We start from the raw sequence: 18715 nt of genomic DNA, 5'->3' as shown, positions 1-18715 counted from the left end.
ACCGGTGCCCCAACAAGGGTTTGTCAACCAACCGTTTGACAGTGAAGGTCGGCCTTGTCATGCTGCGGACAGGACTCGCGCAGGGAGGCTCCAGTGCAGGACGACGGCAGGCCGCGACGCTTCCTCCGAACGGCCCGGGCCTGATGGGCCGCGCGCTGGTCGTCGGCGGCACGGGCCCGACCGGCCCCCCGATCGTGGCGGGACTGCTCGCCCGCGGGCACGAGGTCACGGTGTTCCACACCGGCCGCCACGAGGTCGCGGAGCTGCCGGACGTCCCGCACGTGCACGGCAGCCCCTTCGAGGCGGACGACATCGCGCGCGCCGTGGGCTCGGACGGGTCGGCCGGGTGGGATGTGGTCGTCGCGACCTACGGCCGGGTCAGGCTCATCGCCGACGCGGTGGCGAACCGCTGCGCGCACCTGGTCGTGGTCGGCGGGGTGCCGGTTTACCAGGGTTACGTCAACCCCGGTTCGCGGTTCCCGTACGGCGTGCAGCTGCCTGTGCGCGAGGACTCGCACCCGCTCGTCGCGCCGGATGAGCCGCGCTTCGCCGGCTACAGCACCGGCCCGATCCGGCGCACCGAAGACCACGTGTTCTCGTTGGGCGCCAAGGGGTCCTTCGCGGCCACCTACCTGCGCTACCCGACCGTCTACGGGCCGCGCAACCCGTATGCGTGGGAGTGGAACGTGGTGCGCCGCGTGCTGGACGGGCGTCCGTGGCTGGTCCTCGCCGACGGCGGGCACGGCATCCACTCCCGCGCCGCCGCGCGCAACGCGGCGGAGGCCGTGCTGCTGGCTGTCGACCGGCCGGCGATCGCGGCGGGCAAGGCCTACAACGTCGCCGACGACGAGCTCCTCACCGTGCGGCAGTGGGCGCAGCTCGTCGCCCGCGCCGCGGGCCGCGACCTGGAAATCCTGTCGCTGCCCCGGGAACTGCCCAATCCCGGCCTCGCGGTGTCGGCGTTCGGCGGCCAGGAGTCGCCCACGTGCATTGTGGACACAACCCGGCTGCGCGAGGACCTCGGCTACCGCGACGTGGTCTCGGTGCCCGACGGGATCGCCGAGACCGTCGAGTGGATGCGCGCGAACGAACCGGTCCTACGCGCATCGGGCACCACGGATCCCTTCGACTATCCGGCCGAAGACGCGTTGGTGGCGGCCTACGAGCAGGCATTGGCGAGTCTGGCCCCACAGGCCGCGTCGTTCGGCGCGGGCATCGAGCGGATGGACATGGTGCAGACCGCGAAAGGCCGCGCCCTATGACGCGAGCACCTGGCGGCGCACGTCGCGGGTGTCGTACCAGGTGGCGACTTTCGCGATCCGGCCCTCGCGCAGGTCGAACACGTCGAGGGCGCTGAACGCGATCGGACGGCCGTCGCGCAGGCGGCCCGTGAAGCCGATCTCCGTCACCACGGCCTCGCCGGCTTCGATCCAGCGGGTGACGCGGTCGTCGTGCTCGGCGTAGCCCGCGAGGAGCTTCGTGAAGTGCGCGATCGCCGCGTCCCGGCCGACGACCGGGGCCGCGCCGACGGTGTGGATCTCTACCTCGTCGGTGAAAACCCCGGCCAGGTCAGCGAATCGTTCGGCGTTGATCGCGGAGAAGTACGCCTGGACCGCCGCCCGGCTCACGAGCCGACCAGCTTCTTCAGCTCAGTCATCGCCTGGAATGACCACCTCGCCAGCGAAGGGTCGCCGAACGCGGTGATGTTCCACATCACGAGGTGGCGCAGCCCGGCCTCGCGGTACTCCGCCAGCTGTTCGGCCACCTGGGCCGGCGTGCCGCAGAACGCGTAGTGCCGCACGACTTTCGGCGGGATCGCGTCGATGATCCGCAGCGACTCGGCGCGCGACACGGCCGTGGGGATGAAGTCGTGGAAGCCGGATCCGCCCGGCCCGCCGTCCAGCGGCGGTTCGACGCCGAGGTCGCGGAAGACCTGAGCGGGCAGCAAAACACACAGCGCGCGCACGAGCGGGGCCTCGGTGAGCCGCTGGACCGTCTCCTCGTCGGGGCCCATGAGCAGGTACCCGAGCATGCCGGGCGTGATCGCCGCGGGATCGCGGCGCGCGTCCTGTGCCGACTGCCGGATCGTGGTGAGCGACTTGGCGTACTCCGCCGGCGACATCTTGGTGGGCAGCCACCCGTCGGCCTTGGCCCCGGTGAGCTCCAGCATCCGCGGGCCGTGCGCCGCCGTCCAGATCTCGGGCGCTTTCCCTTCGTAGGGCTGCAATCCGAGGACGGCGTTCTCCAGGGTGTGGAACTTCCCGGCGTAGTCGACGGGTCCGTCGGCCTCCCACAGCAGCCGCATCACGTCGATGCCTTCGCCCAGCTTCGCGACGGGCTTTTCGAACGACATCCCGTACGGCGTGATGTTGAGCCGCTCCCCCGAGCCGAGCCCGATGATCGCGCGGCCCTTCGTGACGTGGTCCAGCGTCAGCGCGCTCGCCGCGGCCATCGCCGGGTTGCGCCGGATGAGATCCGTGACGACGACGCCGACCTTGATCCGCTCCGTCTGCGCGCCGACGACGCCCATCACGATCAGCGGGTCGAAGTAGGCGTGCGGGTTGGGCTGCACCGCGGCGAGCGGCGTCAAGTCCTCGGTCCACATCGTGTCGGCGTGCCAGCCCATGAGGTGGTCGGGCCACCACACGGCGTCGAAGCCCTCGGCTTCACTGCGGCGCGCGAACTTCACCGCGGCGTCCGCCGGCGGCATGATCTGACCGGGCACACCGAGCTGCAGACGCTCCACTCAGTACCTCCATCCATCGCCGAACGTCGGGATCCGCGCACCGAGGTAGTCCTCGACGCACGTGAGGGCGGCGCGGGCCGCGCGGTCGGTGCCGACGCCGCGGCTGCGGAAGGTCTCGCTGGCGAACCAGAGCCCCTCGACGTTGGGCGCGCGCCAGTGCGGCCGGTACTTCCCGACCAGCCCGGGCATCTGGATCACACCGAAGCTCGGCTCGAACACCAGGTGCCGGCGCCGCCAGACCGGGTTCGCCAGGCCGGGCCACATCGTCTCGACGTCGCGTTCGAAGGCCTGCATCGTGGCGCGGCACCACTCGCGGTCGCGGCCCTTCGCGCCCGGGATGATCGCGCCCAGCACGTGCAGGTGCGTGCCTTCGGGCGAGCACGACGGATCCATCGCCGACTGGTCGAACATGAACCCGGAGCAGTCCGTCGACGGCGTCGCGGTCCACGTCGAGAGCTCACGCGGGTCGAACTGCGTGACCGGCTCCTCGGTGGCGAGGTAGAGCCCGAGCCAGGCGATGCGGAACTTGTCCTGCGCCAGGAACTCGATCTGCGAGGCGTACCACTCCGGGAGCACGCTGCGCGGCACCACGTTCAGCACGTGCCACACCGGCAGCGTGGAGATCACCGCCGGGGCCTCGAGGATCTCCTCCTCGAAGAACTCGTTGGGCAGTACCCGGGGTTCGCGGGCGACGGCGACACCTTTCACCGCACCGTTTTCGACGATCACACGCTCGACCGTGGTTCCCAGGCGCAGCTCCCCACCGTGCCCGGTGATCGCGTCGGCGAGGTCGCGCCACAGCCCGTCCCAGCCCTGGCCGGGCCAACACGAATAGGCGGCGGTGTTGCGCTCCTCGTAGTGCATCTTGCGCACGTAGAGGTTGTCGCTGGCGGAGTGGTCGTACCAGTTGTCGGTCATGCACTCCAGCACGGAGATGAACTCGAACAGGTCCACGACGCCCTGGTCGGACGTGTGCTGGTGGATCCACTCACGCAGCGACCGGTCGTCCCAGTCGTCGAGCTCGGAGTACGGCGTGTCGGCGAGTGCCTTGATGACCTTCTTCAGTTCCGCGCGGTCGGTGTAGCGGTCGCGGATCGAGCCCCAGCCCGACCCGTTTTCCCAGATCGGCATCTCCTTGCTGACCTCGCCGTGGATCAGCTCCTTGCCGACGTGCTCGAACACCTTGGTGAGGCCGGATCCGCCGTCTTCGATCAGGTGCCCGCCGAGGTTGACGGTGAACCCCTCGTCCGGCACCGCCATCGCGCGGCCACCCGGATACGGGCTGCGGTCGAGGACGACGACCCGCTTGCCTTCGCGCGCGAGCAGCGCCCCCGCGCACAGGCCGGCGGCGCCCGCCCCGATCACCACCACGTCGTAACTCGACACGGCATCACCTTTCTTCGCCGCAGTCGCGGTCAACGCACTGTCGCGGCTGGGTTTTCCGGCTTGTCCACCATCGAGTACCCACGCTAGTTTGTCAAACGGTCGGTAGATAGAGCGGGGAGTCGCCGATGACAAGCAGATCCGCCGGTTCCGTCCGGCCCGTGGCCGCCACCACGCTCGGCGATCTGGTGCGCCGTCGAGGGCTGGCGCATCCCGACCGCGAAGCCCTCGTCTTCCCCGCTGAACGCGCCACTTACGGCGCGCTCGCCGGCCGCGTCCGGGAGTTCACCCGCGCGCTGCTGGGACTGGGCGTGCAACCGGGCGAGCGGGTGGGGATCCTGCTGCCCGCGTCGGTCGATCTCCTCGCGATGCTGGTAGCCGCCACCGAGGCCGGCGCGATCGCGGTGCCGGTCAACGCGCGGTTCAAGTCGGTGGAGCTCGAAGGCATCATCACGCACTCGGGGATGCGGGTGCTCGTGACCGCTCCGCCGCGGGCCGGCGAGCCGGACTTCGCCGAGCTGCTGCGCCGGACGTTTCCGGGGCTCGCCGAGGGCGCTGCTGCCGAGCTGGAGCACGTCGTGCAGCTGGGCGGTGCGGGTGGCGGCGGGCTGATGTCCTCCGCGGAGTTCTTCGCGACTGCGTGTCCTGCTGCCGAGGCCGACCGGGCGGCGGCGAGCGTGCGGGTCCGCGACACCGCCTTGCTGGTTTACACGTCGGGGACCACGGCCGCGCCCAAAGGCGCGATGCTGAGCCACGAAGCCCTCACCCGCCTGGCCGACGGGATCGCCGGCGAGCGGATGCCACTGACCGCAGACGACCGGGCGTGGACGGCGATCCCGCTGTTCCACGGTGGCGGGATCACCTTCGCCCTCACCTGCCTCACGGCGGGCGCCACCTTTGTGCACCCGCGGTTCTTCGATCCCGCCACGACGTTGGACCTCTTGGTCCGCGAGCGCGTGACGATCGCGCTCGCGGCGTTCGAGACGATCTGGCTGCCGGTGCTCGACCGGCCCGACTTCGCCTCGTACGACCTGACGCGGATCCGGGTCGTGATGGTGGTCGGCGTGCCCGAACGCCTCCGCTCCATGGCGGCGCGGTTCCCGGACGCGGTGCACGTGTCGTGCGTGGCAATGACGGAGTCCGCCGCGTTCCTCACGCTCAACCGGCTCGACGACCCACCGGACAAACGCGCGGAAACCGGCGGGCATCCGATGCCCGGGATGCAGTGCCGGGTCGTCGATCCGTCGGGTGACGACGTGGGCCCCGGCGTGCCCGGTGAGCTGCTTTTCCGTGGCGCCAACACGTTCGACGGTTACTTCCGCGACCCGGACCTCACCGCGCGCGTGTTCGACTCCGCTGGCTGGTTCCACACCGGCGACCTGGTCGTCGAGGTGCCGGCGGCGTTCGTCCAGCTCAAACCCGGGTGTTCGGCGACCGAGCAGGAACTGATCGACCACTGTGTCGGGCGGATCGCGTCCTACCGGGTGCCGCGCTACGTCCGCTGGGTGACCGAGTGGCCGATGTCGGGGACGAAGATCAAGAAAGTGAAACTGCGCAAGAGGATCGCGGACGAGCTGGCGGCCGCCGGCATCACGGAAGCGCCGCGGGCGCGCCGATAGTCGCTCTGGAGGGGTCATGTCCACCATCCCGGATCTGCTCGACCGGTGCGCCGCCGAGCGCGAAGTCGTGTTCCCCGACGGACGGCTGAGTTATGGCGAGATCGCCACCGAGGCCCGGCGGGTGGCCGGATCGTTGTGGTTTAGCGGGATCCGGCCCGGTGATCACGTCGGTGTGCTCGTGCCCGGCGGGATCGCGAGCGTGACGACCTGGCTGGGGATCGCGCACCTGGGCGCGGTCACCGTCCCGATCAACCCTCGGCTCAAGGCGGCTGAGCTGGCCTACGTCGTGGAGCACGCGGACCTGCGGCTGTTGTTCGCCGACACCTCGCTCGGGCCGGCGCTCGCTTCGGCGCTTCCCGGGCTCGCTGATTCTTCCGCGCTTTCCCTGCGCGTGGCGCCGGTGTTGCGTGCGATCGTCGCCGTGGACGACGGTCCCGCACCCGCCGGCTGGCTCTCGCGCGCGGCGTTCTCGGCGAACTCCGCCGACGCGGCCACGGTCGCCGCGGCCCGTTCCGATGTGCGACCCGACGATCCCGCGTTGATCCTCTACACCTCGGGCACCACCGCCCGGCCGAATGGCTGTGTGCACGACAACGCTTCCCTGGTGGCGGAAGGCGAAGCCGTCGCCGAACGGCTCGGCCTCACTTCGGCGGACCGCTTCTGGACCGCCCTGCCGATGTTCCACTGCGGCGGCTACGACGTCGTCCTCGCGGCGCTGGCGGCCGGCTGCGCGATGGTCCACACCGGACCGTTCGAGCCGGGTCTGGCGTTGCGTCAGCTGTCCGAAGAACGGTGCACGGTCGCGTTTCCGGCGTTCGAGACGATCTGGCTGCGCGTGCTCGACCACCCCGAGTTTCCTCGTACCGACTTGTCCGCGCTGCGCCTCGTGCTCAACGTCGGCGCCCCCGAACGGCTTCGCGCCATGCAGGTCCGGATCGCCCCGGCCGTCCAGATGTCGTCCCTCGGCTCGACGGAGTCCCTCGGCTTCTGCTGCGTCGGCTCCCCCGACGACCCGGCTGACGTCCGCGCCACCACGAGCGGAAAAGTGTTGCGGCACATGGAAGTCCGCGTCGTCGACCCTTCGACTCGCGCGCGGGTCCCCGCGGGCACCCGCGGCGAACTCCAGTTCCGCGGCACCTCCCGCTTCTCCCACTACCACCGCGACCCCGCGCTGACGGCCGAACGCCTCGACCCCGCCGGCTGGTTCTCCACGGGCGACCTCGTCGTCGCCGACCCCGCCGGCCGCCTCTCCTTCGTCTCGAGGCTCAAGGACATGCTCAAAGTCGGCGGGGAAAACGTCTCCGCCGCCGAGGTCGAAGGCTGCCTCGCCGACCACCCCGCCTGCGGCGTCGTCCAGGTCGTCGCCGCCCCGGACGCCCGCCTCGGCGAAGTGGCCGCCGCCTTCATCCAGCTCCGCCCCGGCGCCGGTGCCACGGAACGCGCCCTGATCGACCACTGCCTCGGCCGCATCGCGACGTTCAAGGTGCCGCGCTACATCCGCTTCGTCACGGACTGGCCGATGTCGGGCACCAAGGTGCAGAAGTTCCGCCTGCGGGAGGTAATTGCCGAGGAACTCCGCGCCGCGGGCATCACGGAAGCGCCTCGGCTTTCGTCCCGTTCGACGGAGACCGGGTAGACCTCAATTTCCCGGCCGTTTCACCGCCTGCCCCACCAAAAACGTCTCCACCCGCTCCACCCCGAGCCGCGCCAGATCCTCCGTGACGAACCGGTACAGGTGATCCAGATCGCGCAGCCAGACGGCGGCGTGGAGGTTGGAGCTGCCGGTCGTGGCGAGGGCGCCGTGGACCGCCGGGTGCTGGGCGAGGGTGCGGCCGGCGTGGTCGAGCTTCGCGGGTGGGACCTGCATCGTGATGTTCGCGTCGATGCGGAGGCCGAGGTGGTGCGGGTCGACGAAGGTCTGGGTGAGGAGGCGGCCGTCGGCGCGGAGGGTGGCGAGGCGGCGGCGCACGGTGGACTCGGGGTGGCGCACCTCGGCGGCGACGGCGGCCCCGGGCAGGCGGGCGTCGCGCGCCAGCGTGGTGAGGATCGCGGAGTCGACGGAGTCGAGGTCGCCGGTGGCGGCCCGGGTCGACACCACCGTGAGGTCGGCTCGTTCGGTCTCGGTGAGCACGTCGAGGCGCCAGTCGCTCGCGTCGGAGAAGACGTGCATCACGGTTTCGGCGTGGATCTCGGTGACGGCGGTCGTCGCGGGGAGCTGGCGGAAGACGAGGGCGTTGCGGCGGCTCGGGTCGGAGACGACGGCGGCCGAGATCTCGTCGCCGGCGTGCGAGAGGTCGAGGTAGAGGACGTCGTCGCGAGCCGCGAGGGCGGCCGTGACGGCGTCGATCTTGCCGCGCAGCACCCGGATCCGCAGCAGGGTCGCGCCCGGCAACGCGGCGCGGGGCCGGGTGGCGACCACGCGCACGACGCCGTCCAGCAACACGCGCAGCCGCCGGCGGACCGCGCGCTGGTTCAGGCGAGCACGGCCGCCGCGCGCTCGATCGTCACGCGACCGTCGCACTGCAGAGCCGCGATCAGCCGCAGATGTTCGTCTCCGAGGACGGCATCGCTCACCATCACCCCATGATGGCACTGAGTTCGATCAAGAGAGCCGCCGAAACACCTCACCAGCGCCCACCCGGGAGCACGCTTGGCCCGTGACAACCACCCTGATCGACGGCATGATCACCGCGGCCCGGGAAGCCGGCCGCCGCCTCGCCGCCCGGCCCAGGCCCGCGGCCCCCACCACCTTCACCGAGTTCCGCGAGACCTTCGACGCCCTCGAACACTCAGCCGAAGGCCCGCTGCGCGCGAGTCTCGCCGCACTGCGACCCGGCGTGGAATGGGCCGACGAGATCGACACCACCCTCCCGCCCGGCGAACAACGCTGGGTCGTCGACCTCGCCGACGGCGCCGTCCAGTACCTGCGCGGCCTGCCGTACTGGTGCGTCAGCATCACCCTGGTCGAGGACGCCACCCCGGTCGCCGCCGTGATCCACAGCGAAAGTCCGCGACGAGACCTACCACGCGGTGAGGGGCCTCGGAGCGTTCCTCGACGGCGAGCGCCTCACCCCGTCGGCCACTGCCGAGCTCCCGGTCACGCTCGTCGGCACCAGCCAGCCGCCCTTCATCACCACCCAGCCGAACGCCGCCGAGCAGGCCGGCCGCTCGCTCTCGGCCGTCCTCTCCCACGTCGGCGCGGTCCGCAACTTGGGCCCGACCTCCCTGCAGATCGCCGACGTCGCGGCCGGACGCATGGACGGCTTCCGGCTGTACGGCCGCGACGCGGGCAACCTCCTCGGCGCGAGCCTGATCGCCCGAGAGGCCCGGCGCGGTCGTCACCGATGCCGACGGCACCCCCTGGCACCCGCGGGCCACCTCGTTCCTCGCCGCGCCGGCCCAGCTCCACGCCGCCCTGCTCGACCTGTTGAAGAACGCCTGATCACGCCCGCCACCCTCAGCCGACAGGGGCACCGATCAGCTGGCCGACGCCGTAGGTGACTGCGACGGCGAGCGCCCCGAGGACGAGCTGCCGCAGTCCGGAGTGAACCAACGGCCTTCCGGTCAGCTTGCCGACCGTCATCCCCCCGGCCAGCAGCGCGACCGCCGTCAGAATCAGCGACACGACCAGCGTGCTCGCGCCGAGCAGGTACGGCAGCAACGGAAGCAGCGCACCGATCGAGAACGCGACGAACGACGCGCCACCCGCCAGCAGGGCGGACGGCAGGTCCTGCGGATCGACGCCGAGCTCCTCGCGCGTGTGCAACCGCAGCGCCTGGTCCGGGTCGCGCGCGACGGCTTCGGCCATCCGGCGGGCGGTGTCGTCGTCGGCACCGTAGGAGACGAAGCGGCTGACCAGCTCGTCGTGCTCCTGCTGCGGGAAGCGCGCGTGCATGTCGGCTTCGAGCGCGACCTCGGCGTGCACGAGCTCGTTCTGGTTGGTCACCGACACGTACTCGCCCGCGCCCATCGAGAACGCTCCCGCGACCAGTCCCGCCAACCCGGTGAGCACGATCGTGTGCGGTGCGACGCCGCTGCCGCCGACGCCTGCGATGAGGGCCGCGTTGGTGACCAGGCCGTCCACCGCACCGAACACGGTCGGGCGGAGCCAGCCGCCGGAGACGTCTCGGTGGCGGTGGGCCCAGCCGGTGGTCGCGGCCCGGCGACGGTCGGGGTCGGAGCGTTCACTCATGCCCCGATTCTCACCGGGGCGGTCCAGGCCCGCCTGCCGGAAACCGGCCGGTCTCGCTGTCGGGACGCGTCGGGGCAGCCCCGGGCTGGCCGAGCGCTCGCCCCGCGCGGGAGCGAGCGCTCGCACGGCTCAGCCGGCCAGCGACGCCTGCACGGTGATCTCGGGGACGCCCGCCAGCGCGCGGCTGACCGGGCAGCCGGCCTTGGCCTGCGCCGCGTACTCCTTGAACTGCTCCTCGTTGACACCGGGCACGCGGCCCTCCGTCACGAGCTCGACCTTGATGATCGTCGGCGCGCCGTCCACCGGGCGTAGGGTGACCGAAGCGTCCGTTTCGATCGACTCGGCCGGGAATCCCGCACTCGCCAGCGTGTTGGCCAGCGCCATCGAGAAGCACGACGCGTGCGCCGCGGCGATAAGCTGCTCCGGGTTCGACCCGGGGCCGTCCTCGAAGCGCGACTTGAAGGTCACGCTCCCGCTGATGCTTCCTCCCCCGGCGGTGAACTGCCCGGACCCGGTGGGAAGGTCGCCGTTCCAGTTCGCGTGCGCCTTAGAGACGGGCATGCGTCCTCCAGAATCGTCTTGGGTGTCTGATGCCCGGCAGAGCCGGGCAGCCACAGTCAATCAGGCGGGGGCCGCGTTCGCCAAAGTTCGGCCGCTGCCGTCCCACGGGTTCCCTAGGCTGGGCGGGGTGGCACCCACCTGAGGAGGAGCCCGGCCCATGCGCGCGATCGTCGTCCTTTTCGACACGCTCAACCGCCGGTACCTGCCGCCGTACGGGGCGACGGGTGTGCAGGCGCCGCAGTTCGAGCGGCTGGCCGAGGCGGCCGTGACGTTCGACAACTGCTACGCGGGCAGTATGCCGTGCATGCCGGCGCGCCGTGAGCTGCACACCGGCCGGTACAACTTCCTCCACCGCTCCTGGGGGCCGCTGGAACCGTTCGACGACTCGGTGCCCGAACTGCTCTCGCGCAACGGCGTCCACACCCACCTCGTCACGGATCACCAGCACTACTGGGAAGACGGCGGCGCGACCTACCACAACCGCTTCGACACCTACGAGTTCTTCCGCGGCCAGGAAGGCGACCGCTGGAAGGGCCAGGTCGCGGACCCCGACATGCCGGAACCGGCGGTCGGGGCGCGGCGGGCGTCGGCGATGATCCGCCAACACTGGGTGAACCGGCAGCACTTCCTCAAACCCGGGCAGCACCCACAGACACTCACCGTCGACGCCGGCCTGGAGTTCCTCGACACCAACGCCGGCGAGCAGGGCTGGTTCCTCCAGATCGAGTGCTTCGACCCGCACGAACCGTTCGTCGCCACCGAGGACCACCGCGCGCGGTACTCCCTCACTCACGAAGGCCCGGAGTACGACTGGCCGGGCTACCGCAGGGTCACCGAACAGCCCGGCGACACGCTGAAGGTCCGCGACGAGTACCGCGCCCTGCTGTCCATGTGCGACAGCTCCCTCGGCCGCGTCCTCGACGCGATGGACACCCACGCGCTGTGGGACGACACCCTCCTCATCGTCTGCACCGACCACGGCTTGCTGCTCGGCGAGCACGGCTGGTGGGGCAAGAACGTCCAGCCGTGGTACGACGAGAACATCCACACGCCCCTGTTCGCCTGGGACCCGCGCAGCGGCGCCCGCGGCGAGCGCCGGGCCGAACTCGTGCAGACCGTCGACTTCGGACCGACACTGCTCGACTTCTTCGGCGTAGCAAGGCCTGCCGACATGCAAGGCCTCCCGTTGACAGGCTCCACCACGCGGGACGCCTGCCTGTTCGGCAGCTTCGGCGCCCACGTCAACGTCACCGACGGCCGCTACGTCTACCTGCGAGCCTCGGCCACCCCCGCCAACGCGCCGCTGTTCGAACACACCCTCATGCCCACCCACATGAACACCCGCTTCTCCCCCGCCGAGTTGCGGGACGCCGAGCTGATCCCGCCCCTGCCCTTCACCAAAGGCGCCCCCGTACTGCGCATGCCCGGCTACGCCTGGGGCGACCCGCACGCGTTCGGCACCCTGCTGTTCGACCTCGAAACCGACCCCGGCCAAACCCACCCCCTCCTCGACGACGACCTCGAACTCACCATGGCCACCCACCTCGTCGAGCTGATGCGAGCCGCCGACGCACCCCCGTCCCAGTTCGAACGCCTCGGCCTGCCCGCCGACGGCCCTGTCACGCGCGAGCACCTCCTCGTCCGCGCCCAACGCGAGAACGCCCTCGCCGTACTCGAGGACCTCCCACCGGCGGCCGATCTCGGCTCCGCCGTCCTGACCCCGATCGGCTCACTGGCCCCAGACGCCCACGAGATCCTCGTGCGCCACCTGCCGATGCTCGCCAACGCCGACTTCGCCGCCTCCGTCGCGACGCTGTCCGTGTGGGAACTGGCCGCCACGACCCCCAGCCTGACGGCCCGAACCCTGCGCTCACTCGACGCGGAGCTGTCGCAGCCGAAGATCCACACAACTTCCTGACAGGATCCGAAAGATCGTCACCCAGGATGGGCCCGCGTGGCGGCGGTGGCGCCGCCGACCGTCCTGGGAGGCGCAACGTCCTTGTACAAGGGAAAAGTCACAATCAGGCGGGCCCTCGCCGTGGCCGCGGCGCTGCCGGTGCTCGCGGCGATGACCGTGGCGGGCGCCCCGGCGGAGGCCGCACCCGGCACTTCGGACATCACGGGACTTCAGGCCCAGATCCACGACGGCACCTTCCTGAGCGACCACGGCGTGCGGACCGCGTGTGCGGCCAGTTGCCAGGCCGCCGTCGTCACCGAGAGCCCCGGCTCGGCGAAAGCGTTGTCGACGACGACTCCGGTCGGTCTCGGGGCCACGGACCTCGCGCGCGCCTACTCGCTGCCGGCCGCGGGAGTCGGGCGCAACGGCACGATCGCGGTGATCAGCGCGGGCGCGAACACGCACCTGGAGTCGGATCTGGCCGTCTACCGCAAGCAGTACGGGCTGCCCGCGTGCACGACAGCGAGCGGGTGCCTCACGATCACCGACTTCCACGGCGGGCCGCCGGTGCGGCCCGGGACCACCGACGAGTTCAAGGAATCCGAGGAGGACTGGGCCGTCGAGACGTCGCTCGACGTCGACATGGCCTCGGCGGCGTGCCCGGCCTGTCGCATCACGGTGGTGCAGACGCCGGACCTCGACGCGACCGGTGAGCTCGATCCCGACGAGAAGGCTGCCGACTACGCCACGGCCTACCAGACGGCGGTCCGCCTCGGCGCGAACGCCGTGCGCCTCAGCGACATCGAGGTCCTCGACTCGGCCACGATCGACGCGCCCTACAGCAAGGCCCTGAACCACCCGGGGGTGCCGCTGTTCGCGTCGATCGGTGACGTCGGCAGCACCGACGCGACGGCGGTTTCGGGTTCGGTCTCGGCTTCGGCCAAGAGCAAGGCCGACACGAGCTTCTACACGTGGCCCGCCGACCTGCCGTGGGCGGTCGGCGTCGGGGGCACGGCGCTGAAACCCGTCGACGCGGCGCGCACGAAGTTCACGGAGCAGGCGTGGCACAACCTCGGCGGCGAGTGCGCCCGGACGTTCCCGCCCGCCGCAGGCCAGCCCGCTTCGATCACCGCGAACTGCGGTGGGCACCGCGCGTCCTCCGATGTCGCCGCCATCGCCGACCCGGCGAACGGCCCGGCGGTGTACGACACCTACGCGCCCTTCACGGGCAAGCCGCAGCACTGGATCGTCAGCGGCGGTACCAGCGCTTCGTCGCCGTTCGTGGCCGCGTGGTACGTACGCAGCAGCGGCCACACCACCGGGGCGACGGGCCCGAGCGCGCTGTACGGCGCGCCGGCCTCGGCGTTCCACGACGTCACGACCGACGGCGCGGCACCGTCGGTCTGCCAGGGGCTGGGCTGGGGCCCGAAGGTGTGCCAGGCCGGCCCCGGCTGGGACGGCCCGACCGGCCTCGGCTCGCCGCACGGCCTCGGCCGGTTCTGAGCCGAAGCTGAACCCAGGGTGGCCGCGGTGGCGTCCCTCTGCGGCTTAGGTCTCCGCGAAGAAGTCCCGCAATGCTTCGGTGACAACGTGCGGTTGTTCCTCCGGCAGGTAATGGTCGCTCTCGACGGCGAGCGTGCGCAGGTCCGTCGCGTACTCGCGCCACGCGGCGGGCACGTCGTAGGAGCGGCCGACGAAGCCGGCGCTCCCCCACAGCGCGAGCAGCGGGCTGGTGACGAGCCGGCCCGCGGCCGCGTCCGCGTCGTCGTGCTCGAGGTCGATGCCCGCCGCGGCGCGGTAGTCCGCACACGAAGCGGCAATCGCCTCCGGCGCGGAGAAACACCGCACGTACTCGGCGACAGCGGCGGGATCGAAGGGCGCGCCGCCGTCGTGGCGGGAGTTCATGCGCGAGGTGACCCAGAACTCGGGGTCGCCGGCGAGCAGCCGTTCGGGGATCCCGTTGCCGGCGGCGAGGAAGAACCAGTGGTAGTAGCCCAGTCCGAAGTCCTTGTCGGCGTGCTGGAACGCGTACCGCGTGGGGACGATGTCCAGCACCGCCAGCGCCTTCACCGCTTCGGGCGCGTCGATCGCGAGCCGGTGCCCCACCCGCCCGCCACGATCGTGCCCGGCGACGGAGAAACGGTCGAAGCTCAGTTTCGCCATGACCTGGAGCTGGTCGTCCGCCATGGCCCGCTTGGCATATTCATGGTCGCCGCCGGCCGGCTTGTCGCTGTCGCCGTACCCGCGCAAATCGGTCAGCACCACGGTGAACTCCTCCGCCAGCCGCGGCGCGACGTGGTGCCAGATCAGGTGCGTCTGCGGATAACCGTGCAGCAGCAACACCGGCGGCCCCTCGCCGGCGACCGCGCAGTTGATCCGCACGCCCCCCGCGTCGACCCGCTGGTACCCGAACTTCTCCGGCAAGGGAACACTCATCGAGACCTCCGGTGGGGCGGCTTCATGATCGACTGTATCCCGACCTCGATTCGTCGCGGGCCAGGATCGGCCGGCGCATCGTGCCGACCTCAGGCCTGCGCGCTGTTCGCGACGGTGAAGACCAAGTTGAGTACTCCGACCGGGGCGAAGGTGAAGAACCACCACTTCAAGCTCTTCAGAGAACAGACTGTGATCAGTTCGTGGCCACCGCGTTTACCGAGGCTGTTGTGACGCTTGTGAGGGCGGCCAGTCGCTCGCTGCGGTCGGGACGAGGCGGTTCAGCACTGGCCAAGCCGGCCGGTGCAATTGCCTATCATGTCCGATACTCGCCCTACGCTGGGCGCATGCCCTCACTGTTCGAGCACGCCGGCGGTGAAGCCGCCCTGCACCAGCTGGAGCAGGTGTTCTACGACAGCGTGCTGGCGGATCCACTGCTGCAGCCGCTGTTCGGCGCGGGACAGCCGCGGCACGTCGAGCACCTGACGTCGTTCACGGCCGAGTCGTTCGGCGGGCCGGACCGCTTCTCGCGCGAGCTGGGGTTCGCGCACCTGATCTCCGTCCACCGGGGACTGAAGATCACCGAAGCCCAGCGGCAGCGGTTCGTCCAGCTCTACCTCGCGGCCCTCGACACCGCGGGGATGCCCCGCGACGCGCCGTTCCACGACGCAGTCCGCGAACACGTCGAGTTCGGCTCCCGGGTCGCCCTGCAGAACTCCCACGCCGAGACGGCCGCCGACCTCCATCCCCTGCGCGAGGTCCCCCACTGGACCTGGGCAGGCGACGACCCGCAGTAGCCGTGACATCATCGGAGCCGCCGTGATCACGTGTGGAAGGGCGGCCGGTGGACTACGAGCGCGCTGTCGGTGAGGTCTGGGCGGCCACGAGGCCCCACATCGGGGCCGGCAAGGTGGCGGACTACATCCCCGACCTGATCTGCGTGGACCCGGGCCAGTTCGGGTTCGCGGTGGCGACCGTCGACGGCGAGCTGCATCAGGTGGGCGACGCGGAGGTGCCGTTCTCGATCCAGAGCATCTCGAAGGCGTTCGCGCTCGCGCACGTGCTCGGGCACGACGACGCGTCGATCTGGAAGCGCGTCAACCGCGAGCCGTCGGGTACGCGGTTCAACTCGCTGATCCAGCTGGAGATCGAACGCGGCGTGCCGCGCAACCCATTCATCAACGCGGGCGCGCTGCTGGTGACCGACCAGCTCCTCGCGGACACCGGCGACGCCTGTGGTGCCCTGTGCGCGTTCCTGGCCGCGGAGACCGGGAACCCCGGCCTCACCTACGACCCGGCGATGGCCGAGTCCGAGACGCGCACCGGGAACCGCAACCGTTCGCTGGCCTACCTGATGGCCGATTTCGGCAACGTCCTCAACCCCGTCGACGAGATGCTCGGCCACTACTTCCGCCAGTGCTCGATCATGGCTTCGTGCGTCGAGCTCGCCCGGGCGGGGCTGGTCCTGGCGCGCCACGGCGTCCGTCGCGACGGCACGCGCCTGCTGTCGAAGCAGGACGCTCGGCGCATCAACGCGATCATGCTCACCTGCGGCACCTACGACGCCGCCGGCGAGTTCGCGTACCGCGTGGGGCTGCCGTGCAAGAGCGGTGTCGGCGGGGGGATCCTCGCGATCGTGCCGGACCGCTGCGCGATCGCGGCGTGGGGGCCGGGGCTCGACGAGAAGGGCAACTCCGTGTCCGCGGCGATGGCGCTCGAGACGTTCGGCAACGTCACGGGGCTCAGCATCTTCTGATGCCTCTGCTCAGGACTTCAACGCGGCCGCCACCAGCATCCGCAGTTCCGGCACGACCTCGTGCTCGAACCACGGGTTCCGCAGGTGCCACCCGACGTTCAGCGGCGACGGGTGCACGAGCGGGATCGTCGACGGCAGGTAGTCGCGGAACGACCGGACGGTCTCCGTGAGGCTCCACCCGCGCCCGGCGTGCAGGTAGTGCTTCTGCGCATAGCTGCCGACGAGCACCGTCAGCCGGATCTCGGGCAGCTCGGCGAAAATCCGCGGGTGCCACTTGTCCGCAACCCCGCGGCGCGGCGGCGCGTCACCGGAGGCCGCCTTGCCGGGGTAGAAGAAGTCCATCGGCACGATCGCGAACAGCCCGGGATCGTAGAACTCCTCGTCGGTCACCCCGAGCCAGCCACGCAGCTTCACGCCGCTGACGTCGTTCCAGGGGACGCCGCTCTCCTGCGCCTTCCGCCCGGGCGCCTGCCCGATGAGCGCCACCTTCGCCGACGGCTCCGCGGTGTAGAGGGGCTCGTAACCGGCTTCCTTCGCCCACGCGTTGTCGGGGTCGGCGATGAGGTCGGCGCGGATCCGGTCGAGGTTCGTCATGGTCCGGCGAGAATATCCGGGCCCCTCACGCGGGCCAGAGCTGGATCAGCCAGCGTTCGACGCCCTCGGCGAACGTCCCCTCGGCCAGCTCCGCGGTCGCGGCGCGGCCGCCCTCGTGCACCCGGGCGTGGTGCGGACCGGGCCGGGCCAGGGTGAGCACGTCGGGCGACATGGCGGCAGTGACGGACTGCAGGCGCACCTGATCGGCCAGGTCGCACACGACCGCAAGGACCTGGTCCCATTCTCCGTACGCAGCCGGCGGCTCGGCGTCCCACAGCTCCACCCGCACGGCCTGCTTGTCCGCGACGAGCACGACCGCGCCGACGATGGCGACGACGGGCGACACGGCGTAGAGCCGGAAGGCTCCGAGGACGGTGCCGTGAGCCCGGTTGTCGGATTTGTTCACGGTCCGGACTCTTAGAGCCGGTTTTCCTTACTGCACAATGGAAAGGTCCGGACAGCGAAGTTCGGCCTCGGCCCGCGAAGGAGCCCGCGACTACCAGCGGAGCAGAATTCGGTCGCGCGTCCTGGTGTCGATCCAGGTGATTCGGGGATATGAGCCCGGCCGACCACTGGGCCCCGCGCGTCGCGGTGTGCCGCGGTGCCCCCGGCAGGAGTCGAACCTGCGTTCCCGGCTTCGGACGCCGGAGTCGTGTCCGTTGGACCACGAGGGCTTCGCCGGGTTCGCGCCGGCGAGGTGCGGAGGATGCAGGAGTCGAACCCACGCGGGTGCTCAGCACACCCGACCACCGTTTTCGAAACGGCTGCCTTACCACTCGGCCAATCCTCCCTGGCCCGGGCGCGCGGATCGAACGCGCGCCGGGACGTCGCGCCCCGGACCACGGATCAGCAATCCGGTGCCTTGCCACTCGGCCGGCCGTCCTCGTCCTGCGGTGCCCCGCTGCCCGTCGAGGGTTCGAACCTCGGTTGCCGGATCCAGAGTCCGGAGTCCTGCCGGTTGGACGAACGGGCATCGCGTGGTGCTCCCGGGCCAGGACTCGAACCTGGCTCTGCGGAACCAAAATCCGCCGTGTTGCCGGATACACCACCCGGGAAAGCGTGCCCTCGCCAGGAGTCGAACCTGGACTGTCCGGAGCCTGGGTCCGGTGCCTCTGCCGGTTGGGCTACGAGGGCGTGGGGTCCCCGCGCGGGGCCCGTCTTCGATGCAGCTGCGTGCGGTTGCGGGGATTCGAACCCCGACTGGCCTGGCGCTCGACCAGGTGCCTCTGCCGGTTGGGCTACAACCGCGTAGCGCGTGCGGGAGTCGAACCCGCGTCTTCGGCTTGAGGGGCCGGTGTCCGTTCCGCTGGACCAACGCGCCGTGGTGGTGACAGTCTTTTGATCAACCTCAGTCGAGTGCCCGCGAGTCGAACGCGGTGTCTTCCGCTCCCGAAGCGGATGGGTTCCCGTCTCCCTCGCACTCGTCGGCCGGGCACCCCCCTCGGGTGCCGGGCGCGCGCTCACGACGGGACTCGAACCCGCGATCGTCTCCTCGACAAGGAGCTGCCCTGGCCGCTGGGCCACGTGAGCCTGA

17 protein-coding genes, 8 tRNA genes and 1 pseudogene are annotated in these 18715 nt (G+C 70.8%); 9 read left to right on the top strand and 17 right to left on the bottom strand.

Annotated elements, in window-relative coordinates:
- The first annotated feature begins 59 nt into the window (after window positions 1-59).
- Window positions 60-1262, top strand: a complete 1203-nt coding sequence (locus AB0383_RS32525) for a hypothetical protein (protein ID WP_364184795.1) — start codon at window positions 60-62, stop codon at window positions 1260-1262.
- Here the strand turns inward: AB0383_RS32525 and AB0383_RS32520 are convergent.
- Genes AB0383_RS32520 through AB0383_RS32510 form a run of 3 tightly spaced genes read right to left on the bottom strand, consistent with a single transcriptional unit; the run spans window position 1257 to window position 4165 of the window.
- Window positions 1257-1628 carry a nuclear transport factor 2 family protein gene (locus AB0383_RS32520; protein WP_364184793.1) on the bottom strand — a complete coding sequence of 124 codons (372 nt, stop codon included), beginning with the start codon at window positions 1626-1628 and terminating at the stop codon, window positions 1257-1259. The genes AB0383_RS32525 and AB0383_RS32520 overlap by 6 nt on opposite strands.
- Window positions 1625-2746, bottom strand: coding sequence for an LLM class flavin-dependent oxidoreductase (locus AB0383_RS32515; protein WP_364184791.1), 1122 nt, complete (start codon window positions 2744-2746; stop codon window positions 1625-1627). Before AB0383_RS32515 ends, AB0383_RS32520 begins: the two co-directional genes overlap by 4 nt.
- On the bottom strand, window positions 2747-4165 hold the full coding sequence (locus AB0383_RS32510; RefSeq protein ID WP_364184790.1) for an FAD-dependent oxidoreductase: 1419 nt from the start codon (window positions 4163-4165) through the stop codon (window positions 2747-2749).
- 92 nt (window positions 4166-4257) lie between these two features.
- Here AB0383_RS32510 and AB0383_RS32505 point away from each other — a divergent pair, with 92 nt between their 5' ends.
- Together AB0383_RS32505 and AB0383_RS32500 are read left to right on the top strand one after the other, a co-directional pair.
- Window positions 4258-5748 (top strand): AMP-binding protein, encoded by a 1491-nt coding sequence (locus AB0383_RS32505; RefSeq protein WP_364184788.1) that lies wholly within the window; start codon window positions 4258-4260, stop codon window positions 5746-5748.
- A gap of 16 nt (window positions 5749-5764) precedes the next feature.
- Window positions 5765-7384, top strand: coding sequence for an AMP-binding protein (locus AB0383_RS32500; protein WP_364184786.1), 1620 nt, complete (start codon window positions 5765-5767; stop codon window positions 7382-7384).
- A gap of 3 nt (window positions 7385-7387) precedes the next feature.
- Here AB0383_RS32500 and AB0383_RS32495 read toward each other — a convergent pair whose 3' ends face one another.
- Window positions 7388-8191, bottom strand: a complete 804-nt coding sequence (locus AB0383_RS32495; protein WP_364184784.1) for an Lrp/AsnC family transcriptional regulator — start codon at window positions 8189-8191, stop codon at window positions 7388-7390.
- A 238-nt stretch (window positions 8192-8429) separates the two neighbouring features.
- Here AB0383_RS32495 and AB0383_RS32490 point away from each other — a divergent pair.
- Together AB0383_RS32490 and AB0383_RS32485 are read left to right on the top strand one after the other, a co-directional pair.
- A pseudogene (locus AB0383_RS32490) lies at window positions 8430-8687 on the top strand (hypothetical protein); the annotation flags it as partial.
- A gap of 91 nt (window positions 8688-8778) precedes the next feature.
- A complete protein-coding gene (locus tag AB0383_RS32485) occupies window positions 8779-9249 on the top strand; it encodes a hypothetical protein (protein WP_364184871.1) in 471 nt (156 codons plus the stop codon).
- On the opposite strand, the gene AB0383_RS32480 is transcribed toward AB0383_RS32485, so the two are convergent.
- Both AB0383_RS32480 and AB0383_RS32475 read right to left on the bottom strand, forming a co-directional pair.
- The gene (locus AB0383_RS32480; protein WP_366189355.1) at window positions 9206-9940 is read right to left on the bottom strand and encodes a VIT1/CCC1 transporter family protein; all 735 of its coding nucleotides are present in this window, start codon (window positions 9938-9940) and stop codon (window positions 9206-9208) included. The genes AB0383_RS32485 and AB0383_RS32480 overlap by 44 nt on opposite strands.
- 129 nt (window positions 9941-10069) lie before the next feature.
- Window positions 10070-10501, bottom strand: coding sequence for an OsmC family peroxiredoxin (locus AB0383_RS32475; protein WP_354869546.1), 432 nt, complete (start codon window positions 10499-10501; stop codon window positions 10070-10072).
- A gap of 157 nt (window positions 10502-10658) precedes the next feature.
- Here AB0383_RS32475 and AB0383_RS32470 point away from each other — a divergent pair, with 157 nt between their 5' ends.
- Window positions 10659-12419, top strand: coding sequence for a sulfatase (locus AB0383_RS32470; RefSeq protein ID WP_366189354.1), 1761 nt, complete (start codon window positions 10659-10661; stop codon window positions 12417-12419).
- A gap of 81 nt (window positions 12420-12500) precedes the next feature.
- A complete protein-coding gene (locus AB0383_RS32465) occupies window positions 12501-13901 on the top strand; it encodes a hypothetical protein (protein WP_366189353.1) in 1401 nt (466 codons plus the stop codon).
- 45 nt (window positions 13902-13946) lie between these two features.
- Here the strand turns inward: AB0383_RS32465 and AB0383_RS32460 are convergent, their stop codons facing one another.
- The gene (locus AB0383_RS32460; protein WP_366189352.1) at window positions 13947-14834 is read right to left on the bottom strand and encodes an alpha/beta hydrolase; all 888 of its coding nucleotides are present in this window, start codon (window positions 14832-14834) and stop codon (window positions 13947-13949) included.
- Window positions 14835-15178: 344 nt separating this feature from the next.
- Here AB0383_RS32460 and AB0383_RS32455 point away from each other — a divergent pair, with 344 nt between their 5' ends.
- Complete coding sequence (locus AB0383_RS32455) at window positions 15179-15628, top strand: group II truncated hemoglobin (protein WP_366189351.1); 450 nt, start codon at window positions 15179-15181, stop codon at window positions 15626-15628.
- Window positions 15629-15675: 47 nt separating this feature from the next.
- The gene (locus AB0383_RS32450) at window positions 15676-16587 is read left to right on the top strand and encodes a glutaminase (RefSeq protein ID WP_364184768.1); all 912 of its coding nucleotides are present in this window, start codon (window positions 15676-15678) and stop codon (window positions 16585-16587) included.
- A gap of 9 nt (window positions 16588-16596) precedes the next feature.
- On the opposite strand, the gene AB0383_RS32445 is transcribed toward AB0383_RS32450, so the two are convergent.
- From AB0383_RS32445 to AB0383_RS32400, 10 genes are all read right to left on the bottom strand, one after another.
- On the bottom strand, window positions 16597-17181 hold the full coding sequence (locus AB0383_RS32445; protein ID WP_366189350.1) for a uracil-DNA glycosylase family protein: 585 nt from the start codon (window positions 17179-17181) through the stop codon (window positions 16597-16599).
- A gap of 25 nt (window positions 17182-17206) precedes the next feature.
- Window positions 17207-17587, bottom strand: coding sequence for a hypothetical protein (locus AB0383_RS32440; RefSeq protein ID WP_366189349.1), 381 nt, complete (start codon window positions 17585-17587; stop codon window positions 17207-17209).
- Between the two features lie 196 nt (window positions 17588-17783).
- Window positions 17784-17855: transfer RNA gene (locus tag AB0383_RS32435), tRNA-Arg, on the bottom strand.
- A 26-nt stretch (window positions 17856-17881) separates the two neighbouring features.
- A tRNA-Ser gene (locus tag AB0383_RS32430) sits at window positions 17882-17971 on the bottom strand.
- A 111-nt stretch (window positions 17972-18082) separates the two neighbouring features.
- Window positions 18083-18154: transfer RNA gene (locus AB0383_RS32425), tRNA-Gln, on the bottom strand.
- Window positions 18155-18164: 10 nt separating this feature from the next.
- Window positions 18165-18236, bottom strand: a tRNA-Gln gene (locus AB0383_RS32420).
- Window positions 18237-18241: 5 nt separating this feature from the next.
- A tRNA-Leu gene (locus tag AB0383_RS32415) sits at window positions 18242-18315 on the bottom strand.
- A gap of 40 nt (window positions 18316-18355) precedes the next feature.
- Window positions 18356-18429 (bottom strand) — tRNA-Leu (locus AB0383_RS32410).
- A 1-nt stretch (window position 18430) separates the two neighbouring features.
- Window positions 18431-18502 (bottom strand) — tRNA-Glu (locus AB0383_RS32405).
- Window positions 18503-18638: 136 nt separating this feature from the next.
- Window positions 18639-18711, bottom strand: a tRNA-Asp gene (locus AB0383_RS32400).
- Window positions 18712-18715 lie beyond the last annotated feature (4 nt).

This window comes from Amycolatopsis sp. NPDC051373, from assembly GCF_040689465.1.
Taxonomy (GTDB): domain Bacteria; phylum Actinomycetota; class Actinomycetes; order Mycobacteriales; family Pseudonocardiaceae; genus Amycolatopsis.
This window is presented reverse-complemented; position numbering and strand designations above follow the sequence as displayed.